Raw genomic sequence first — 19,314 nt, forward strand, 5'->3', positions numbered from 1 at the left:
GAATGAGGAAATCGTTTTCGAGTCATTCCTAGTTGATCATCGTCACGGAGCCCTTCACCGTGGTCTGGCCGGTCCCCTGCACCGAGACCATCGTCCCCTTGGCCTCGAACGAGTTGTCCGCGCTGTGCGAGATGTTCATCCCCGCGGTGGTCTGGCCCGACTCGTCCACCGCGACGCTGTTCGAGCCGCAGCTCATCTTCACGCCGCTGGTGGTCAGCTCCAGGCACGGTCCGCCGTCGCCGCCGACCGACAGCTTGATGCCGTCGGGCGTCATGACGATCTGCGAGCCCGAACCGGCGGGCCCGACCGACAGTGTCAGCGTGCCCTGGTCGCCGGTGCTGATGTCGACCTGGCCGGTGTCGGAGTCGCGGCGGACCTGCACGCTGGCCGGCCCGCACACGATGGTCGCCTGGCCGGTCGAGTTGATCGCCACGACGCCGTTGTCCTCGCCGTCGGCGCCGTGGGCGTCGAGGTGGATCAGCGACGGGTCGGTGTCCGAGTCGTCGGACGCACGGGCGCGGAACGTGATGTGCCGAGCCCCGGTCGACAGCAGGCCGTCGTAGCACTGGTAGACGTCGGCGTCGTCGCTGCCGAAGGTAATGTCGTCGGCCGACGGGGAGTCGTCCTCGTCGCTGGAGTCGGAGTCGGCCGCGGCGTCGGCGTCCTGGTCGTCGTCGCCGCCGGAGTCGTCCTGGTCGTCCTCCTCATCCTCGTCTTCGGCGTCGTCAACCGAGTTGTCTTCGGAGTCGGACTGCGACTGCTGGGCCGACGCGTCTGCCGTGCCCGCCGCGGCGAGGGTTGAGCCGGCGTCCGTGGCGTTCTGGGCGAGCGACAAGATCAGCGACGCGTAGTCCGACCCCAACGCGCCGGCGTGGTCCGAGAGGCTAGAGGCCTCGTCCTGCTTCTCGGCTCCGGCGTCGGTCTCGCCGTTGGCCTTCTCGAGCTCAATCAGCAGGTTCAGCAGCGCCCCACTGATGCCGCGTGGGCCGAGCGTGCGGACCAGGTTCTCCCAGATTACCGGGTTATTGGTCTGCGACGCGAAGCCGAGCGAAGTCAACGCGACCGAAGCCGTGACGATGCCGCTCACCAGAGCACTGCGTGGGTTGGCGTTGTCAAACGTCTTCTTGCTGCGGCGGTCGATCTCGCTGCCGTGACGGATGTTGGTCGCCGGGCCGTAGTGCAGGGCCCGGCCCTCGCCGAACAGGCCCGACCACTGCCCGGTCGGCATAAGCAGGTTCTGGAGGGCGTTGATCTTACCTTCGGGCAGCCAGCCGAGCGGGTCGATGCAGATGTCGAGCTTGCCGCCGAACACTACCTCGTTGGATGTCCCGCACGGCAGACCGCCGACGATACTGGCGGCGTTGCCGAGCGTTACGCTGATGTCCGACTCGAAGTTCTTCGCCAACCCGAGGTTGCGGTATTTCTTGGTGATTGGCGTCTTGATGCCGGTCGGGTTCGCTTCGGGAATCGGGCCGCCGCCCGCACCGGAGCCGAACAGCCGCGAGATGCCGCCAAACACCCGCACCGACGGCCCGGCGACAAACTCGTGGTGGCTTTCTTCGGTGACCGAGATCGTGTGCTTCTCGGAGTGCAGGTTGAGGTGCTCTTGCCCCAGCTTGTCGTAGAACACGATCGAGCTGGAGTCCTTGGCCGGGTTCCCGTTGACGCTGCAGGACTTGATTCCGCCGAGCACGGAGTTTGTCGGCAGCTTCATCGGCGGCATGTTCTCGCTGTTGTACAGGCTGCCCACGATCACCGGCCGGTCCGGGTCGCCGTGCTCGAACGCGACCAGCACCTCGTGGTTGTGGCGGGGCCAGAAGAACGCGCCCCAGTTGTTGCCGGCCCAGATCTGCGCAACGCGGACCCAGCAAGACCGGTCCGCCGGCTGGGCGGTTTCTGGCTTGTCCAGCTGCTCGCCGCCGTCGGCGGGCGGGTCGTCCGCGCCTGCGGGGGCCTGCTCTGCGGCCGCGTCGTCCTCGGCCGGCGCGTCGGGTCGGCGGTCCCACGGGAAGCGGACCTTCACGCGTCCGTAGCAGTCGATCAGCTGTTCCCGGCGGTCGTCCTTGGCGGCGTTGGCGGCGATGTCGGCCACCACCCGGGCGGTCTGCACGCCGTGGATCACCGGCCGCGGCGTGACCCGCGGCGCCCGGTACGCCAGCGACGACGGCTGGCAGGCGAACGTGTTCTGGTAGCTGAGCGTGTCGTCCGTCTGCGACGACGACACGCCCACCCCCAGCTTGACCGTGTGCATGACCGAGAGGATCAGGTAGTCGCCGTCGGCGCTAAAGTGGCCGTTGAGTGTGAACACGCCGCCCGCGTAGAACTGCAGCACGTCGCTGGTGCCGGAGATCTGGACCGCCTGATTCGCGATCAGCTGCGCCTGCAGGGTCGCCTCGGCGGCGGCGTCGTCAGCGATGTTCTTGAGGGGCGTCTCGGCGAGCTTCTCGGGGTCGACCTCCAGGGCCTCTTTGGCCAGGGCGTCGTAGCGGTGGGCGTAGCCGCCCGGGAAGTCGTACAGCTCGAAGGTCGCGTCGAGCGGGTTGAACTTGTGCGTCTGGTCGCCGACGGCGGTGGTGGCCGGCAGCTTGCCGTCGCCGTCGTACGACTCGTCGGCGTGCTGATAGTGCCGGTCGCCGAGCTTCACCGCGGTCGGCGTGAGCCGCTGGGTCTTGACCCACGACTTGACCGTGGAGTCGCCCTCGTTGATGTCCTTGTAGTCGACCGGGTCGAGGCCGTCGATCTTGGCGAGCTGTGTCGAGTCGTCGCACAGCACGAGGGTGTGGGCGTCGCCCTGGTGCTCGAAGTAGTAGTTGAGCCCGTACTCCTCGATCAGCCGGCTGAGGAAGGTGAAGTCAGTCTCGCGGTACTGCACGCAGTAGTTGCGGGGCTGGCGGTTGTCGGCCTGCGTGTACGACTTCTTGACCGTGAAGCCCTCGAGCAGCGTGTCGAGGATCTCGTCGACCTTCTGGGCCTGGAAGACGCGGCAGTTGGTCCGCATCGCCAGCGCGTAGGTCGACGGCTCGAGCACGGCCGAGTAGAAGCAGTAGTTGTCGTCGCGGGAGGTCTGGGAGAAGCTGGTGATCACCCCGTTCCAGCTCCTGGACGGCATGTTCGGCACCTCGGCGGTCACGGTCACCGACTGGCCGAGGAGGTCCTCGAACGCGACCTTCGAGTCCTTCAGCGACAGCAGCTCCAATTCGAATCGGAACGGGCGGGACAGGGTCTCGGCGCCGGAGAAGCGGGTCAGGATGACCGTCACCTTCTCGTGAGGGTCGTCGTCGAGCGGCGTCTTGATCCGCAGGGCGCGGGACTTCTGGTCCAGGCAGTCGTCGCCCTCCGCCTCGGCGGCGGACTCGGTCGCGGCCCCACCGCCGCCGCCGCGGAGCGGCTCGTCTTGCGTCGGTTCGGAGCTGGCAGAGTGGGCGTCGGGCATCGACTTCGCTACGGGATCGCTGCAGGTTGACTACAGAGTTGCTACACGGCAGAGCAGGCCGCGCAGCGGGGCGCGCCGGCGCGGCTTCTCGATCTCCTTCGGCCCGAGGCCCGTCTTCAGACAGGCAAATCGACCTGGCGGGTAGGGAAAACCCTCGCGGCCAGGCAGGCCGTGCGCCCTGCGCCGGCGGCGCCGGTCGTGCGTGTTTTTGGGGCCTGGGGAAGGCGTCGCTTTTTTGCCACATGCCCCTGGCAGGGTGCTACGTTTACGCGAAAGACTGCCGGCGCCGCCGGTGGTCGCGCTCCCCACGCACCTTCCCGGCGGTACCCTCGGCATGAAGCCCGACGAAGCGCAGCAGCCGCCCGAAGCGTCCCCACCGCGGGCAAGGTTTGGCCCGTCGGGACGCCCAGCGGGACGCCGTCGCAGGCTGCTGTTTGCCTGGAGTTCTGCGACCGCGGCGCTGCTGCTGGTGCTGGTGTTCGCCACGACGCTGCTCAGTCCGCCGGCGCCGGTCAGCCTGATGACGGTCGGCGCCCACTACGCCGAGAACCTCGCCACGCCGCACAACGCACGCGGGTGGAACGGCCTCGAGACGCTCTGCCGACTCGGCGCTCAGAGCGAGTCGTTCCGGCTCGCCGGCCAGAGCCTGCTGCACGCCGACGCGACGCCGCTTCCCGCCGACCGCTGTTTCGAATGGCCGGCCGCGGTCAAGAAGCTTACCGGCGACACCGCCGTGCTGGTGGTCTCGGCGCACGGCGGCGGCGACGACCAGGGCCCGTTCCTGCTCCGCTCCGAGGCGACCGCCGCCGACGAACCGACGACCCGGCTGCGGGTCGCGGACCTGCTGGCGGCCCTCCGCAAGTCGCCCGCCGAGCAGCACAAGCTGGTGGTGTTCGACGCCACCAGCCAGTTCGGCATGGCCCGCCTGGGGCTGCTGCAGAACCGCTTCGCGGCAGAGCTCGCCAAGCTGGACCCCGAGATCCAATCGATCCCGAACCTGGTGTTCGTCTGCGCGAGCAGCGACGGCGAGCGGTCGTGGCCGGCGGCGGGCGGCGGGGCGACCCTGTTCCTGCAAACCTTCATCGAGGGCCTGCGCGGCGCCGCGCCCGACCCCGACGCCAACGGCCGCCTCAGCGGCGGCGAGCTGGTCTCCTTTGTTCGGACAGGCGTCGCCGACCGCGTGGCGACGCGCAACCGCCGCGAGCAGAACGTGCTGGTGCTGCCAGCCGGCGCGGAGGGGGCGAGCCGCCTGGACGCGATGGACCTCGCCCTGGTCAACAAGCACTACCAGCCGCCGGGTCCCGCCAAGGCCGTGAGCGATGTCGCCCAATTCAGCGCCCCTTGGGACCGCCTGCGCGTGCTCGGGCAACAGCTCGAGGAGCCGGCGACCACGGCGCCGATCTCCTGGCGTCGGTACCGGCGCCTGCTGATCCGCCACGAGCAGCTGCTGGCCGCCGGGGCGCCCAAGCTGGCCGCCGACATCGCCCAGCTGATTGACGCCGCCGGGGGCGACCTGCAGGCGATCGCCAGTGACCTCCGTCAGCAGTTCGACCCCGTGCAGCTCCCCGCTGCCGCCTCTGCGGGGCCAATCAAAGCCGAACCAATCGTCGAGAAGCTGCTGGCCGCCGGCCCCGCCGCCGCCCGCGCCGCCTGGGGCAAGCAGCAGGAGGCCGTGCCGGCCGACCAGCTGCCGGGGCTGCGTCGTCGGGTGTACGACCTGTTGCTGGACCGCTTCGCCGAGTCGCCGAGCGCACGCCTCGCCGAGACCGCGGCTTACCTCAAGGCGATCGACGCGCCGGACGCGCCGCGCCCGGCCGAGGCGCACCTGGTCGTGATGCTGGAACAGGGGCTGCCGACGGGCCGCGAAGCGTCGCGTTGGGATCAGCCGCTGCGGCAGGCGGTCGCCACCCGCCGGCACGCCGAGCGGACGCTGCGGGGCATGGGCCTGGCCAAGAGCCGCGTGGCGCCGATGCTCGACAGCTGGCTGCGAACGCCCTTCGAACAGGCCGACCAGCGCCGCCGCGACGGAGAGGACCTGCTGTTCAGCGGCGACGAGTACCTGCCGCGGGCGCTCACCGCGCTCGCCGAGGCCGACGCAGCCTACCTGAGCCTCCGCCGCGACGCGGACGCCCTGGCCCACGCCATCATCGTCCGCGACCGCTCGTTCGACCTGCTCCCCTTCTACAGCGACGCCATCGGCATGCTGCTGCAGGCCTCCGAGGACGACCGAGACGACTTCCAACGGCTCGCCAAGCCGCTCGAGTCTGCCTGGACCTGCGCCCACGCGCTTTCTGAGCTGATCGAAAGCGAGCGTCCGCTGCGGCACGATCAGGCCGGGCTGCCGAAGGACCTTGCCAAGCACAGCGGCGAGCTCGAGAAGCGGCTCGCCACCCTGCGCTCCGCCATGCGGGCGTGGCAGGCCGACCTTGTAGAGCGTTCCGGCCCTTCGTTCTGGAACAACCGCGACGCGGCGTTGCTGGCGCCGGAACTCGACGACAGCCAACGCGTGCGGCTGCTGAGTGTGACGCCGCCCGCGTTCGGCGACGCCATGCGGACGGACCGGGCCGCGATGGACGCGCTGGCCGGGCTGCCCGAGTGGCGGAGGACCGAGTCGGTCCGCCGCGCGCTGCTCGCGGTCGCCGCGATCGGCAGCGAGAGGTACGAAGAGGGCGCCCATCAGCACAACCGATTTGACGAGGTCGCCAAGCAGCTCCAGGACGAGCACGCCGACCTCGGCGGCGTCCTAGCGGGCATCGAGACCGACCTCGCCAAGGTGTACAAGACTTGCCAGCTACGGCTGGTCCACGCGAGCGAGCTGGTGCGCAACGGCCTGCAGAACGACGCCGGCTTCGACCAACTAAGGCAGGCCGCGGAGATCGAGCGCGGGCTCGCGCCGGGCGTCGACGCCAAGCCGGGGCTCGGTCCGATCGAGCAGCTGCAGAAGGTGCGTCGGTTCCGGCTGCTGCTCGCCAACGCCCGCCGTGCGGTGACGGACGGCTGGAACGCCGACCCAGACGCCTCGGCGCCGTACTCGCAGCGGGTCGCGGCCGCGTACCTCGCCCGCGCGGACCGGCTGATCCCCGGCCTGAGCGACACCCAGGAACTCTGGCAGCAGTCCAAGGCCGCGGTGTCGATAGGCATTCAGAGCCCCCAGCGGATTGATCTGGTTTCGGCGCTCGGCCCGGCCACGGCCTACGAGGTGTGCGGCGACCTGAGCGGCATCGCCGCGGTCGACGTGACCGGCGGCGCCGTGGTGGTCAGCAAGGCTCCCGCCGCCGGCAAGCGGCAGGCCTACCCGGTGAACGGTCGGGCCGGCCTGGCCGCGCCGCGGTTGATCGTTGAGGCCCCGAGTCTGCTCGCCGCGGTCGACCCGGTTGCCCCCGCCGCCGAGACCCACCCCATCCAGATCCACGCCTGGCTGCGTGGCCACACCGCCACGATCGAAACGCCGGTGGTGGTGCACCGCCGGCCCGACGCGGCCGACTTCCGCCCGCCGCCGCCAAAGCAGGCGGCGCTCTCGCTGGTCGCGTCCGACGCGGTCCGTGGCAGGCTGCGGCACGGCGGAGCCGTGGCGTTTGTGCTCGACGCGTCGGGCAGCATGGCCCCGACCGGCGACCCCGCCGCGTCGAAGTACGTGCAGGCGGTCGAGGCCCTCCGCGCGATGCTCGCCGAAACCCCGGCCGGCGTCCGGGTGAGCGTGTGGGTGTTCGGCCAGGCAGTCGGCCCGCAGAAGACGGTCGACAACGCCGAATCAACCATCACCCAAGTGCTGTCGCCCGTCGAGTGGGACCCTACCAACCGGGACCTGCTCGATCGCATCGCCGCTGGGCTCGCCTACCCGCGGGTCCAACCGTGGAACGAGTCGCCGCTGGGCCGCGCGCTGCTCACCGCGGCCGGCGACTTCCGCGGGGTCAGCGGCCCGCGGGCGGTCATCGCCATCACCGACGGCTACGACAACCGCCTCGAGTCGGACGCGGCCGCCAACCCCAAGAAGCTCCCGCTGGGAGGGCTGGTCAAGCAGCAACTGGCGGGCACGGACATCGCCCTGCAGGTGATCGGCTTCCGCGTCGCACCGCAGGAGCAGGCCGACGCCCGCAAACAGTTCAAGTTCTTGGCTTCACTCTCCCCGCCGGGACGGTGGTGGGAGGCCAGCCAGCGATCCGAGCTCGACGCCGCCCTGCGGGCCGCGCTCGGCGGCGGTCGGGCAGACGCGGTGGCGAAGGTTTCGCCGCTGGGCGCCGCGGACGACCTGCTTGCCGAAGTCGAGATCCAAACGCCGAGTGACTCGCCCGCCACCACGCCGCTGTCCGCGGGCGCCTACCGGCTCGACCTCGTTGCCGCGGCGCCCGGCTCGCCCGAGTCGCGGGTTTCGGTGCGGGGCGGCGACCTGTTGGTGCTGCGGCTCACGTCCGCGGCCAAGGGGCTGACGCTCACGCCCGACACGCAGGCGGGGCTGCCGCGCCACACGATGGGCGTTCAGGAGAACGACGCCTGGCGGGTCCGGCTGCTGCAGCGGCGGCGGCTGCCGAGCCACGCGACCGCCCAGCTGATCGCGCTGGAACGCAAGCGGTCTCCCTCCGCGCCCCCCGAGCAGACCCTGCGGGTAACCCACCCCGAGCACCTGTGGATCGCCTGCGGCGACGACGCCGACGGCGCCATCGACTGGACGCCCGTCTACGGCTACCCCGTGTCGTGCTGGGAGGTGACCTGCGCGCCGGAGTCGTCGGCGTCTACCGGCCCGCTGCAGCTATGGTGGACCGTGCCGGGCCAGGAGCTGAGCTCGTTGTCGCTCCGCCGGAAAGAAGATTTTCAGCAGCCGGCCGACTTGGCAGGCCGCGCTTGGGACCTGCAAGGCCTGGCGGTCAAGATCGAGCGGGCCGCGGTCGAGTCGTGCGTGCTGCCGGACGAACAAGGCCGCCCGACGCGGCAAGACTCGCTGGTAATCGAGGTTGCCTGCCAACGCCCGTGCCTGATCAGCGTCGCCGGCGTCGACGCGGCAGGGCGTCAGCAACGCGTCTTCCACGACGCCGAGCGGTCGGTGGCGCGGTTCTGGCCCGTGTCGGCCGAGCAAACCGCCGAGACGCTGCAGGGCGTCACGATCGTGACCCTGGATGACCTCAAGCGGTTCGCCCAAGACCAGCAGCAGTCATTGACGTTCGAGCGGCTGCCTGCCGCTTCCCCGAGCGAGCCGCGGCCCCTCCCCGCGGCCGGCTGGCTCGGCGCCTCGGCGAACTAACCGGCCCGGCCCGCCCGCGTCTCCCCGAATGTAAACGCCATGACCCGCACGCCGACCGACCCTGTCCCCCGCAACCGCCGCCCGTTGTGGATCGGCGCGACCGCCGCCGCTGCGTTGCTCGGCGTCCTGGCGGCCGTGGCGAGTTGGATTGACCCGCCCCCCGAGGCGACCTTCGTCGCGGGCTGGGCCAGCCACCTCCGGACCCCGCTGGTGCCGGACATCATTGCCGGCGAGAACGACCGCGACGCGCTGGCCGCCGCCGGCTTCTTCCGCCGCCACACGTTCCACTCCGACCGCAACCTGTCGGCCGATCTGTTCCGCACCGAGCTGCAACGCGACGCCAACCACCACGGGGCCCGCGTGGTCTACGTCTCTGGCTACGCGGTGCGCGACGACCACGGCCGGGTCGCGCTGATGACCAACGAGTTCCGACCCTACACGGGCGTCGGGGCGTTGCCGCTCGAATCGTTGCTGAAGCAGACCGAAGCAGGCGACCACCCGACCCTGCTGGTGCTCGACCTGACCTGGACCGCCGTCGACGGGGCGGCGGCGCTGTTGCCGTCGGGCGTTGCGAGCGACGTCTACCGGCTGCTCGACCAGCACCGCCACCTCGGCCGCCTGACGCTGGTGAGCTGCTCGCCGCACGAGACCGCCGCCGAGATCTTCGGGACCGGACGTTCCGCGTTCGGCTACTTCTTCGAGGCCGCCCTCGCCGGACACGCCGACGGCGCCAACCGTTCTGGCGTTACCGACGGGCGGGTCTCGGCCTGTGAGGTGGGCGCCTACGTCTGCGACCGCGTGGCGGCCTGGTCGCGGCAGTGGCCCGACCAGCAGCAAACGCCCCGCTTCTTTGGCGGCGGCGACGCCGATTTCTTGCTGACAGTCAGTGGCCGTGTCGACGACGCCCTGCCGCTGCCCCAGGCGGTCGAGGAGTACCCGGCGGCGCTCAGCGCAGGCTGGGCCACCCGCGACGAGCTTGCCGACGCCGGCGCACGCCGCCTGACGCCGCGTCTGCTGGGACGGCTGGAAGACAACCTGCTCGACGCCGGCCGCCGCTGGCGTCGCGGCGCGGGGGCCGACACGATTGCCGCCAAACTTGCGGTCGCCAACCAGCCGCTGCTGGAGGGCATACGCGAAGCGCTGGCCCAAACTTCCTTGGCGCCCGGCGTTTCGCTGGCCGAGGTTGACATGGCCTCCGACGATCCGACGCTCATTGCTTGGCGAACGCTGCTGGCCGCCGCCAAGCAGGACCCGCCGCCGCCCAAACTGGACCCGCTGCTGGCGCCGTTCCGCAACGCGACCGCCGACGCTGCAACCGACACGCTGGCGGCTGCCGGCTTCGCGGCGCTGCTTGAGTGCCCCGCCGAGTTCTGCCGGCTGGCGCCGGTCGTGGCGGGAGAGATCGCCGCCCGCGGCCCCGCCGATCAGCCGCTCGAGGTCGTCGACCTGTGCCGACTGGTCGAGATCGCGGCCGCCAACCCAAACGCCGACCCCTTGACGCTGTCCGGTCTGCTAGAAGCCACGGTGCTGCGCGAGCGTGCCTGGTCGCGGGCCGAGTCCGTCGCCGCCGTGAAGCCGCTGCTGATGCAGGCAGACCAGCACAACCAGTCGGCCTGGGCAGTGATTACCTCGCCCGGCTTCGCCGCCGAAAACGACGCCGCGGCGCTCAACCGCCGGGCACGCGCGCTCTTCCACCAGGCGGCGCTGCGCCAGCGTCAGCTGTCCGCCGCGATTGCGGTCAGCGACCGACTGGCGGCCGAACTCCCGGCGACCCTCCCCCTGGTGCGGTCGAGCAAGTCGCTCGAGAACGCCTGGAACGAGTCGGTCGGCGGGGCGACCCGGCTGGCCGACCTGCTGCAACAGATCGCCGCGACCGACAAACGGGTCGCCGATGCCGAGTGGGACCAGCTCGCGACGCTGGTCACCCAACTGACACAACTCGAACGCACCCTGCTCGCCGCCGTGAGCGTCGAGTCCGTGCAGCAACTCGTCGCCGACCTCGGCGGCGGCGACGCCGAGCGGGCGCCCCACGCCGAACGCCTGCTCGACCTTCCCCTGCTGCGGGCGCCGCAGCGTGAGGCGGTGAGCCTGGCCCTGAGCAAGGCGGTCGCCGCCGACGCCGACCAGCTCCGGGAGCTTATCGCCGCGCCGAACGCCGTGTCGCGTGTGCCGCAGGCCGATCTCCCCGCGCTCGCGATCGAGTCGGTCGCCAGCCGGATCGTTAGGCGGAGCCGCGCCCTGGACGAGGCGCAACGCACCTCGTGCCTGCTTGGGCTGATGGGCATGCCCTCGGACAACCTCAGCAAGGTGATCGCCTCGTTCAACCCGCACGCCGATTCGGACGACGGCGCCGTGCTGCTCGACGCGGTCCGCCAGGCGATGGCCGCTACCGAAGGGCAGATCGATGACGACCTGCCGCTGGCGATCCGCGAGCGGGCCAGCCGCGTGCTGCCGGCCAGCCTGTTCCTCGCCCGTCTCGACGGCCGCAACGCCGGCCCGGCGCTCCGCGCGGGCCTGCAGGTCCGCGCCGCGTGGCGCGAGGCCAACGCCGAGCGTTTGAGGCTGTCCGGTGACGACCTCGGCGGGACCGAGTTCGCCACCGCCGCCGCCAAGCGGTGGGCGCCGCTGTACGATCAAGCGCCCCCGGTGCTCGCCGTCCGGCCTGCGGAGGCCGGTTCGCTCGGCGCCGCGCCGACGCTCGCCGCGCTCTGCGAACGCTCACCGTCCGATCGCTTGGAGCTTCAGATCGATCACCCCGATCACACGCCGCTGAGCGTGCAGGTGCTCCAGCCCACGGGCTGCCTGCGGGTGGACGTTCAGCAACGGGCCTCCGACGGCGGATCACGGGTCACGCTGCGGGCGACAATCAAACCCGACGCCAGCTTCGCGGACATTGCCGCCACGCGCGGCGTGCTGCTGCGGCTGGTGTGCGGCGACCGCTGCCACCACTGCCGGGTCGCCGGGCCACGGCTGGCCGACGCCAGCCCGTTCGAGTTGTACGCCGAGGCCGCCGGCGTCCGCACGCGGGTGACCGACCGATGGCGGCTGCCGCCGAGCAGCCAACCGAGCGAGACCCGGCTGATCGTCAAGAACCGCACCGGCGACCAGTTCGCGTTCACCGCCCAGGTCGACGCCGGCGCCCGCTACGCGGCGACGGCTACGGTGGCCCCGTTTAGTGAGGCGCCGCTGTCGCTCGCCCTTCCCGTGCCAGCGCCAGGCGCCGCCCCCAAGCCGGCCACGCCGCAGGAGTGCGGGGCAATCACGGTGTCGATCACCGACGCCACGACCAACAAGCAGCTCTTCCATCAAAAGACCCTGCTCGCCGTCCGGGACCCGCGTGAGTACCTCGAGGTGCTCGACGCCCGGCTCGCAACCGACGCCCGTGGCGCCCCGATCGCCACGCTGCGTGTCGAGCGGCTGGCCGGCGCGCCCGAGCCGATCGATATCGATTGGCAGCTGGCCAACCCGTCGATCAGCTCTGCAATCGTCGCCGGCGGCCGGTTGTCGGCAACGCTGACGGCCAACCAGCCGACCGCAACGCTCACCGCCTCGCTGCTGCCCGACTGGAGCGCGGCGCCCGAGGTGCTCGCGCAGCTGGCAATCAACGGCGTCCGGCGGGCGTCGCTCCGCCGCGCGCCGCGTCCGATCGGCGACCAAACGCAGCGTCTGAACCTGGTCGAGCAGCCCATCACTCTGCTGAGCGGCCCGGACATGGTCGCGTCGGGCGATGCGCTGAATTTCACCGTCGACGCCGCCCCGGTCCCGGCCGGGGCGTCGCTGCAGGTTGATATCGTTCAGCCCAGCCCGGGCGGAGACGTTTCGGGCAATGATGGACTGGTCGAGCGGAGCCGCAGCTACCCGACCGCGCGAAGAGAACAGGTGACCATCGGGGCGGCGGCGAAGAGCGGCGCACTGCTGCTGCACCCGACGATCATCCCGGTCGACGACGCGCTCGACACCACCGGTCTCATCGGCCGCCGGCTGCTGCGTGCCCGCGTGTTCGACAGCGAGGGCGCCGTGATCGCCTCGGCGGTGCAGCCGGTCGTGATCGACGGCGACGCGGCGAGTTCGATTGCCGTGAAGCCCGCCGAGGCAGGCGTCGCCGGGAAGCCGCTGGCGTTCGCGGTCGCCGCGGTCGACGACCTTTCTGGGATTCAGCAGGTGGTGCTGTACGCCGGCGCCCCAATCGACGACGCGCCGCCCAAGGGCGCCGCGCTGGTTCCGGCGGTCGAGGACCCCGCCCACCCGGGCCAGTGGGTCGCTACCGTGCCGATGCCCGCCGGCGTGCCGGTGACGCTGATCACCGCCCAGGTGACCAACGGGGTGGGGCTGACCACGAGCCGCACCATCCAGACGCCGCTGCAGGACGCCACGCTGGCCGGCCTGGGGCAGGTGGCCGGCGCGGTAACCGAGGGCGTCCGACCCCAGCCGGGGCTGCCGGTCGAGCTCCGCGACCCCGAGCAGAAGCCGATCGCGTCTGCCAAGACCGACGCCCAGGGCAAGTTCCTGTTCACCAAGGTGAAGCCGGGCAAGTACCTGGTGTGGAGCGTCAAGGAGCAGTCGCAGCGCACCGGCGCCGCCGGGGTCGAGGTGCAGCCCGGGGCGACCGCGACCGCTGAGCTGAAGCTCTCGCTGTAGCCGCGGCGCTCGATCCGCGGGTCTTTTTCCGTTCGCACGCCTCTATGATCGGCCCGACTGCGGTAAACAACGCCCTCCTGCGGTCGCGGATCGGTAGACAAGCGTGCGGTTTCTGGCCAAAATATAAACAAAGCTGAGGTCTCGTGGGCGCTCGCGGGCGATCGCTGCTCGCCGGGCCTGCTTGCTCTTTTTTGGGCCCCATGCCGTCTGGATCGCGGCGTTTTCCTGGGCCATCCGGAACCGGCGGAACCAGAGAATATGGATCAGACCAGGCGTGTTGGGTGGGGCGTGTTGTGCTGCTGTGCATTACTAGTCGGCCGCGCCGACGCGCAGCTCACGTACTCGCTGTCTTGGGGCTGGAGCGGCGACGCGCGGCAGAACGCCGCCAACGCGGCGCTCAGCGGCGCGCTGGCCCGCTACAACGCCTATGGCGACTTCACCGGCGGCAACGGCAGCCATGTCCAGGCCGCCTACAACGCCGGCGTCCCCACCGCCCAGGCGGGCTACGGCGGGTGGGGCGGCATCATCGAGTACGGCGGCACCTGGCCGAACGAACGCGTCACTATGCACGAGCTTGACCACTGGCTCGGCACCGGCACCTTCTCGGCCTCCAACGGCCGCTCGTGGGACGGCCCGCGCGCGGTGCGGATCCTCGAGCAGTTCGAGGGCGTCGGCGCCCGGGTCGGGACCGACGGCACGCACTTCTGGCCGTACGGGCTGAACTACGACACCGAGTGGAGCGAGCTCAACGCCCAACGCAACGTCGCACTGGTCTACGCGCTGCGGGCCGACTGGGGCATCGGCTCGGCCGCCAACCCGACCGCCTGGAACGCGACCAACGTCACGCTGACCGGCTCGGACGCGCCGGGGACCTCGGGCTTCCACCACGCCGACAAGTGGAGCGACAACACGTTTGCGCACCCCAACGCCGACTACGCCACCGGCGGCTTCGACCTCCGCACCCCCAACGGCACGCCGAGCTGGACCTTCGCCGGCAAGTCGCTAACCATCAACCGAGGCGGGCGGCTGCTGTACAACGGCTGGGGCGCCACCGGCCGCGTCACGATCAACGACCTGACGGTCGCCAACGCCACGGTTAGGCACGACCAGTTCAGCCAGGACATCTTCCGCCTGGCGGGCAACACCACGCTGGTCGGCGCCGCGACCTTCGAGGCAGCGCGGGGGCCTATGGTCATCGAGGCCTCGCTCCGCGGCGACGGCTCGCTCACCAAAACCGGCGCCAACGACCTCACCCTCGCCGCCGCCAACGAGTACGCCGGCGCGACGAACATCCAGAGCGGCACGCTCCGGCTCTCACGCGGCAGCCTGCTGGCGGAGTACACCTTTGACAACGTCCGGGGCGTCGGGGTGCCGAATAGCGGCTCGGCCGGCAACCCGCTGAACGGCCTGCTCGCGGGCGGGGCGACCATTGTCGACGCCGGCGGCGGGCGCGAGGGGCGGGCCGTGAGCCTGTCGGGCGGCGCCTCGGTGGACGTCCAGAGCGCGATCACCGACCTCGCCCCCGACGGCAACTGGGCCGTGTCGGCGTGGGTCAACACGACCACCGCCGGCGGCGCGATCCTCAGCAAGACCGACGGCGGCTGGGACCGCGGCAACACGGCTTTCTACCTCGGTGACGGGGCCGGCGCCGGCAGCGGCGGCCAGCCCGCCGGTGTCCGCTGGGCGGGCGGCTTCCTCCAGACCGCCCCGGGCTCCACCACGGTAACCGACGGGCAGTGGCATCAGGTCACCTACGTCAACAGCGGTGGCGAGTACACCATCTACGTCGACGGTCAGGCGCAGACGACCTCGACCGCCGACTCCGCCTTCGGCAACGCCGACGTCGGCTCGCTAGTGCAGCTCGGCCGCGCCAACAACCCGGGCGACGGCGCCCTCAACTTCAACGGCCTGATGGACTCGGTGCAGATCTTCAGCCAGTCGCTCTCGGCCCAGCAGGTCGCCGCGTTGCACGGCGGCGAACAGCTCGGCTCGCTGCCGAGCACTACGGTGGTCAACATCTCCGCGGCCGCCACGCTCGACCTCAACGGCACGACCCAGGAGATCGCCGGGCTGAACGGCGTCGGCACGTCGGCGATCACGCTCGGCAGCCGCGGCCGGCTGATCATCAACAACGCCGAAACCTCCGAGCACTGGGGCACGATCTCGGGCAACGGCGGGCTGGCCAAGTCGGGCGCGGGCGATCTGCTGCTGGCGGGCGTCGGCACGCATACCGGCGGGATCACGGTCGCCGAGGGGCGTCTGATTGTCGAAGGCGACACCGGCTTCGGCACGACCGCGATTGAGGCCGGCGCCAGCCTCGCCGGTTCCGGGAACGTCCGCGGGACGCTCGACCTGCAGAGCGGCGCGGAGCTCGAGGTCGCCCTCGCCGGCCCGTCGCACGACCCGCTCAACGTCGACGGCGCCGCGGCGCTCGACGGGCTGCTGTCGGTGTCGCTTGACGCGGGCTACCTGCCGGCGCTGGGCGAGAGCATTACCGTGCTGACCGCCGTCGGGCTGACCAACAACCTGACGCTCGGCGGCCCCGACGGCGCGCTGTTCAGCCTCGCCGAGAGCACACCGAACGCCCTGGTGCTGACCGCCGTCAGCAACCTCGCCGGCGATTACAACAACGACGGCGCCGTCGACGCCGCCGACTACGTGGTGTGGCGTGACAACGTCGGCCAGCCGGCCGGCACGCTCTTCAACGACCCCTCCGCCGCAGCGGTTGGCTCTGCCCAGTACGCCGCTTGGCAGGGCAACTACGGCGCGACAATGACGGTCGTCGGCGCGGCCGCCGTGCCGGAGCCCGCGGCGTTCGCCCTCCTCGCGAGTGTGCTGGCAACTCTTGGCCGGGTGCGTCCCATCAGCCGGCGGAATCTGGGCGGTTGAACCTCGTGAGCCGGCGTCGCGACGGAGACTAGAATTTGATGTCGAGGTGCTCGGCCGCGCCGTCGGCGATGACCGCGTCGATCCGCGCGGAGATGACCGTCAGCGCGCCGGATGAGAAGCCGACCTTGCGATCTACCTCAGACAACTGCCAATTCATTCTGCCGCCGTTGGCGGGGCCAAACACGCCCAACCACTTGGCCAGCAGGCGATCCGCGCCCGCACGCTGGCAGGTGGGCCCCCACACCCGCGCCGACGATGGGTTGGTTTCCGCGGTTGTTCGGCCCGTTCTCCACTGCGTTGTCGAAAAGAGCCATCCCGCGCGGTCCAATGAGGGGTTGGTTGTGCGTGTGCGCCTCGCCTACCAACCGCCGCTGCCGGCGGGAGCCGGCAGTTTGAGGGTCGCCATCGGGGTGAGTTTTGTCCCTAGCGATGCGATTGGCTGGGTGCGGGACAAAACACCTTGGGGGCCAAGTCGGGCGACCGCGTAAGGCGTGGGCAGGTAATTGGTTACGGCAAGAGGGCCGTTGTTGAGGTGTGGGTTTTGTCCCCTGCGATTGAATATCGGGACAAAACGCGTGCGGTGGGGCGGCGTCAAATCGACCTCGGAGAAGTCTCCCATAGGCTGCTTACGAGACGCCGCTACAAAAGCAGCAGCAGGCCGACCACCGAGCACGCGACCGCCAGACCGGCGTAACCCAGCTGGGCGAAGCGGGTTTGTTGAGCGTCGCGCTCGAGGGCCTCGGGCGTCCAGCTGGCGGGCGTGGCGGGTTCGACCAGCCGCTGCAGCACGCCGGCGCCGAACGCTTGGCTGCCGGCCAGCTGGTCGCCGGTGGCGGTGAGGTAGCAGCCCTCGAGTGGCCAGGGGGCGCCGTCGGCGCCCGCCACGGCGCCAGAGACTATCGTCGCGAGCCGTCCGCCCCGCGCGGCGAGGCACGACTCCAATTCGAACAACGCGGCGTTGTCGCGGAGGACTTCTGCGTTGTTGTCTGCTTCGACCTGCATGAGCCGCTGGCAGAGGGCCGAGGCCATCGGGCCGGTCAGCTCGCGGAGCTGCTCGACTTGGGTGGCGGCGTCCGTCGCGGCGGCGGCCGGGATCGCCACGCCGAGGCGGCGGCCCTTGCGGTCGGCGTTGAGCAGGTGCAGCAGCCGCCCGCAGCCGGGAGCGTGCTGCAGGTCGGTCACGACGGCGAGCACCGGGCAGCGGACGCCGGCCGCCTCGCCGATGACGTCGAGGTCCTGCTCCATCGCGGTGCGGGCGTCGGCCGCCGCGGCATCGGACGCGCCGGCGTCGGCGGGCGTGAGCACGGCAATGCCGTCGAGCGCCCGCAGGCCGTCGCGTTCGCGTCGGAGGAGCGACACAACATAGTCGAGCTGGGCGGCGCAGGCGGCCGCTTCGTCGGCCGAGAACAGCGGCTCAGTCGGCCATGCATCGGCGGGATAGAGATCGGTTTGTTCGGCGAGTGAGAGGAATTCCGAGTCGTCGACCAGCAGCTGCTCCGCTGCGGCGGCGGGTCGGTTAGTCGTGCCGGCGTGGGCGAGCGCCTCGACGCGGAGGGCGGCCGGGATTCTATCTTCGGCCGGCGTGGTGTGGGCAAAGGCCGCGGTCGCGTGGCGGTTTTGCATCCGCTGGTGGGCCAGCCGCTCGGCCGCGCGGCTCAGCAGCGACGGGCCGTGGCACAGCACGTAGATCGCCTGGTCGTCGGCCAGGATGCGGAGCTCGGCGTCGGCCTGCGAGGGGACCGGCCCGAGGGTGGGGGTGAGGGCGAAGGCGGAAAGCAGTTCGGCCTCGCGGCCGGCGGGCTCGCCGATCAAGAGCAGGGTAGGGCGGTCGGCCAGGTCGAGGCCGTGGCGGCGCATCGCTGCGAGGGCGCGTTGCCAGCAGCGGTCGATCTCGGGGAATGGCGACTCGGCGCCGGGCCGGGTGGCGGCCCGGTAGGCGGCGACCGCCGACCAGGCGATGGCGTAGGCAAGCAGGAACAGCAGCGGCAGCCAGAATTCGCGGAGCAGCTGAGACGGAGCGCGGACGACCTTGTCGAGCTCGAGGTAGTTGTTCAGCCGCCACAGCCCGGCGAGCACCGAACCGAGCAGGGCGAAGTGCAGGGTCCAGGTGGTCCGGCCACCGGCGACCGCGCCGCGGGCGAAGCCGACAAACGGGGCGACGGCGATCTTGCCGAGGGCGGGGGCCGCTTTGCGGATCTTCGCGAACATGGAGGCTTCCGGGCGGAACGGGCGGCAGCGGGTAGGGCGTTGGGGGATGCGGGCTAGGCGAGCAGCCGCTGCATCACGGCATACGTGGCGAGCGGGGCGAGGGCGATGGTCACCACCGCGGCGATCGCCAGCATCCGGCGGAGGCGGGCCTCGCCCCGCAGCGGAGCCCCCGCGCGGCGGCGGCGCGAGCCGGCCGCCTGGGGCGTGCGTTGGCGTGCGTGGCGGGTGACCCGCGTGCGGGTCTGGTCGAACCAGCTGTTGAGGGCGGCGGGGTCGGTGCGCATCTCGCCGCGGAAACCGAGGGCGGCGCACAAGTAGTAGGCCCCGAGGGCGTCGTCGTCGGTCTGGGCGGCGGCGAGCTTCGCCTGCCGCCAGAAGTCCCAGGCGCGGTCGTTGCCGCCGTACAGGGTGGACTCGAGCTTGCGCTCGCTCCAGCGGTCGGCCCAGTCGGAGTGGCAGATGAACAGCTCGTCGAGCCAGCAGACCAGGGCGTAGCGGGCTCCGCGGAAGGCCGGGTCGGCTCCACCGTCGGGGACCTCGAGGGCCAGGTTGGTCAGCACCGCCTGCTCCTTGGCCAGGCAGAGCTCGGCCCCGCGGCCGACAGCGGTGTGCAGCCGTAGCGCGTAGTCGATCGCGCTGTGGAGAGGCTCGTGCAGGCGCTGGTGGGTGGCGGGTCGCATGCGGGCGGCGGGCCGGTTGTAGGGGATGTGCGGGGTGTGCGGGCGGGGGAGCGACGGGACGCGCCCCGCGACCGCTTATTGCGCTGACAAAGAGTAGGCCACCGGGGGGACCACAGCAGTCGGAGACAAAGATTCGCGAAATTGGCCTCCCGACGATCGTGACGCCTACGGGTGACCTAGGTTCCTTTGACGCGACGGTTATCCTCCTACCATCGTGGCTTCATCGGAAT

7 protein-coding genes are annotated in these 19,314 nt (G+C 71.0%); 3 read left to right on the forward strand and 4 right to left on the reverse strand.

All coding sequences use genetic code 11. The features are described 5' to 3' along the window. Nucleotides 1-28 precede the first annotated feature (28 nt). Complete coding sequence (locus tag Pla123a_RS15305; RefSeq protein ID WP_146588488.1) at nucleotides 29-3,433, reverse strand: type VI secretion system Vgr family protein; 3,405 nt, start codon at nucleotides 3,431-3,433, stop codon at nucleotides 29-31. A 334-nt stretch (nucleotides 3,434-3,767) separates the two neighbouring features. On the opposite strand from Pla123a_RS15305, the gene Pla123a_RS24685 reads away from it, so the two are divergent. From Pla123a_RS24685 to Pla123a_RS15320, 3 genes are all read left to right on the forward strand, one after another. Then, nucleotides 3,768-8,669, forward strand: a complete 4,902-nt coding sequence (locus tag Pla123a_RS24685) for a vWA domain-containing protein (RefSeq protein ID WP_197527999.1) — start codon at nucleotides 3,768-3,770, stop codon at nucleotides 8,667-8,669. Nucleotides 8,670-8,708: 39 nt separating this feature from the next. Then, entirely contained in the window at nucleotides 8,709-13,307 is a 4,599-nt protein-coding gene (locus Pla123a_RS15315) for a carboxypeptidase-like regulatory domain-containing protein (RefSeq protein WP_146588490.1), read from the forward strand. 258 nt (nucleotides 13,308-13,565) lie between these two features. Continuing rightward, the gene (locus tag Pla123a_RS15320) at nucleotides 13,566-16,196 is read left to right on the forward strand and encodes a LamG domain-containing protein (RefSeq protein ID WP_146588492.1); all 2,631 of its coding nucleotides are present in this window, start codon (nucleotides 13,566-13,568) and stop codon (nucleotides 16,194-16,196) included. Between the two features lie 28 nt (nucleotides 16,197-16,224). On the opposite strand, the gene Pla123a_RS25180 is transcribed toward Pla123a_RS15320, so the two are convergent. The 3 genes from Pla123a_RS25180 to Pla123a_RS15330 all read right to left on the reverse strand — a co-directional run bounded on the left by Pla123a_RS25180 (nucleotide 16,225) and on the right by Pla123a_RS15330 (nucleotide 19,084). Continuing rightward, the gene (locus tag Pla123a_RS25180) at nucleotides 16,225-16,353 is read right to left on the reverse strand and encodes a hypothetical protein (protein WP_261342756.1); all 129 of its coding nucleotides are present in this window, start codon (nucleotides 16,351-16,353) and stop codon (nucleotides 16,225-16,227) included. A 482-nt stretch (nucleotides 16,354-16,835) separates the two neighbouring features. After that, entirely contained in the window at nucleotides 16,836-18,404 is a 1,569-nt protein-coding gene (locus tag Pla123a_RS15325; RefSeq protein WP_146588494.1) for a type VI secretion protein IcmF/TssM N-terminal domain-containing protein, read from the reverse strand. Between the two features lie 53 nt (nucleotides 18,405-18,457). Next, on the reverse strand, nucleotides 18,458-19,084 hold the full coding sequence (locus Pla123a_RS15330; RefSeq protein ID WP_146588496.1) for a DotU family type IV/VI secretion system protein: 627 nt from the start codon (nucleotides 19,082-19,084) through the stop codon (nucleotides 18,458-18,460). Between the last annotated feature and the right edge of the window lie 230 nt (nucleotides 19,085-19,314).

Origin of the sequence: Posidoniimonas polymericola, from assembly GCF_007859935.1 — a bacterium.
GTDB classification, from domain to species: Bacteria; Planctomycetota; Planctomycetia; order Pirellulales; family Lacipirellulaceae; genus Posidoniimonas; species Posidoniimonas polymericola.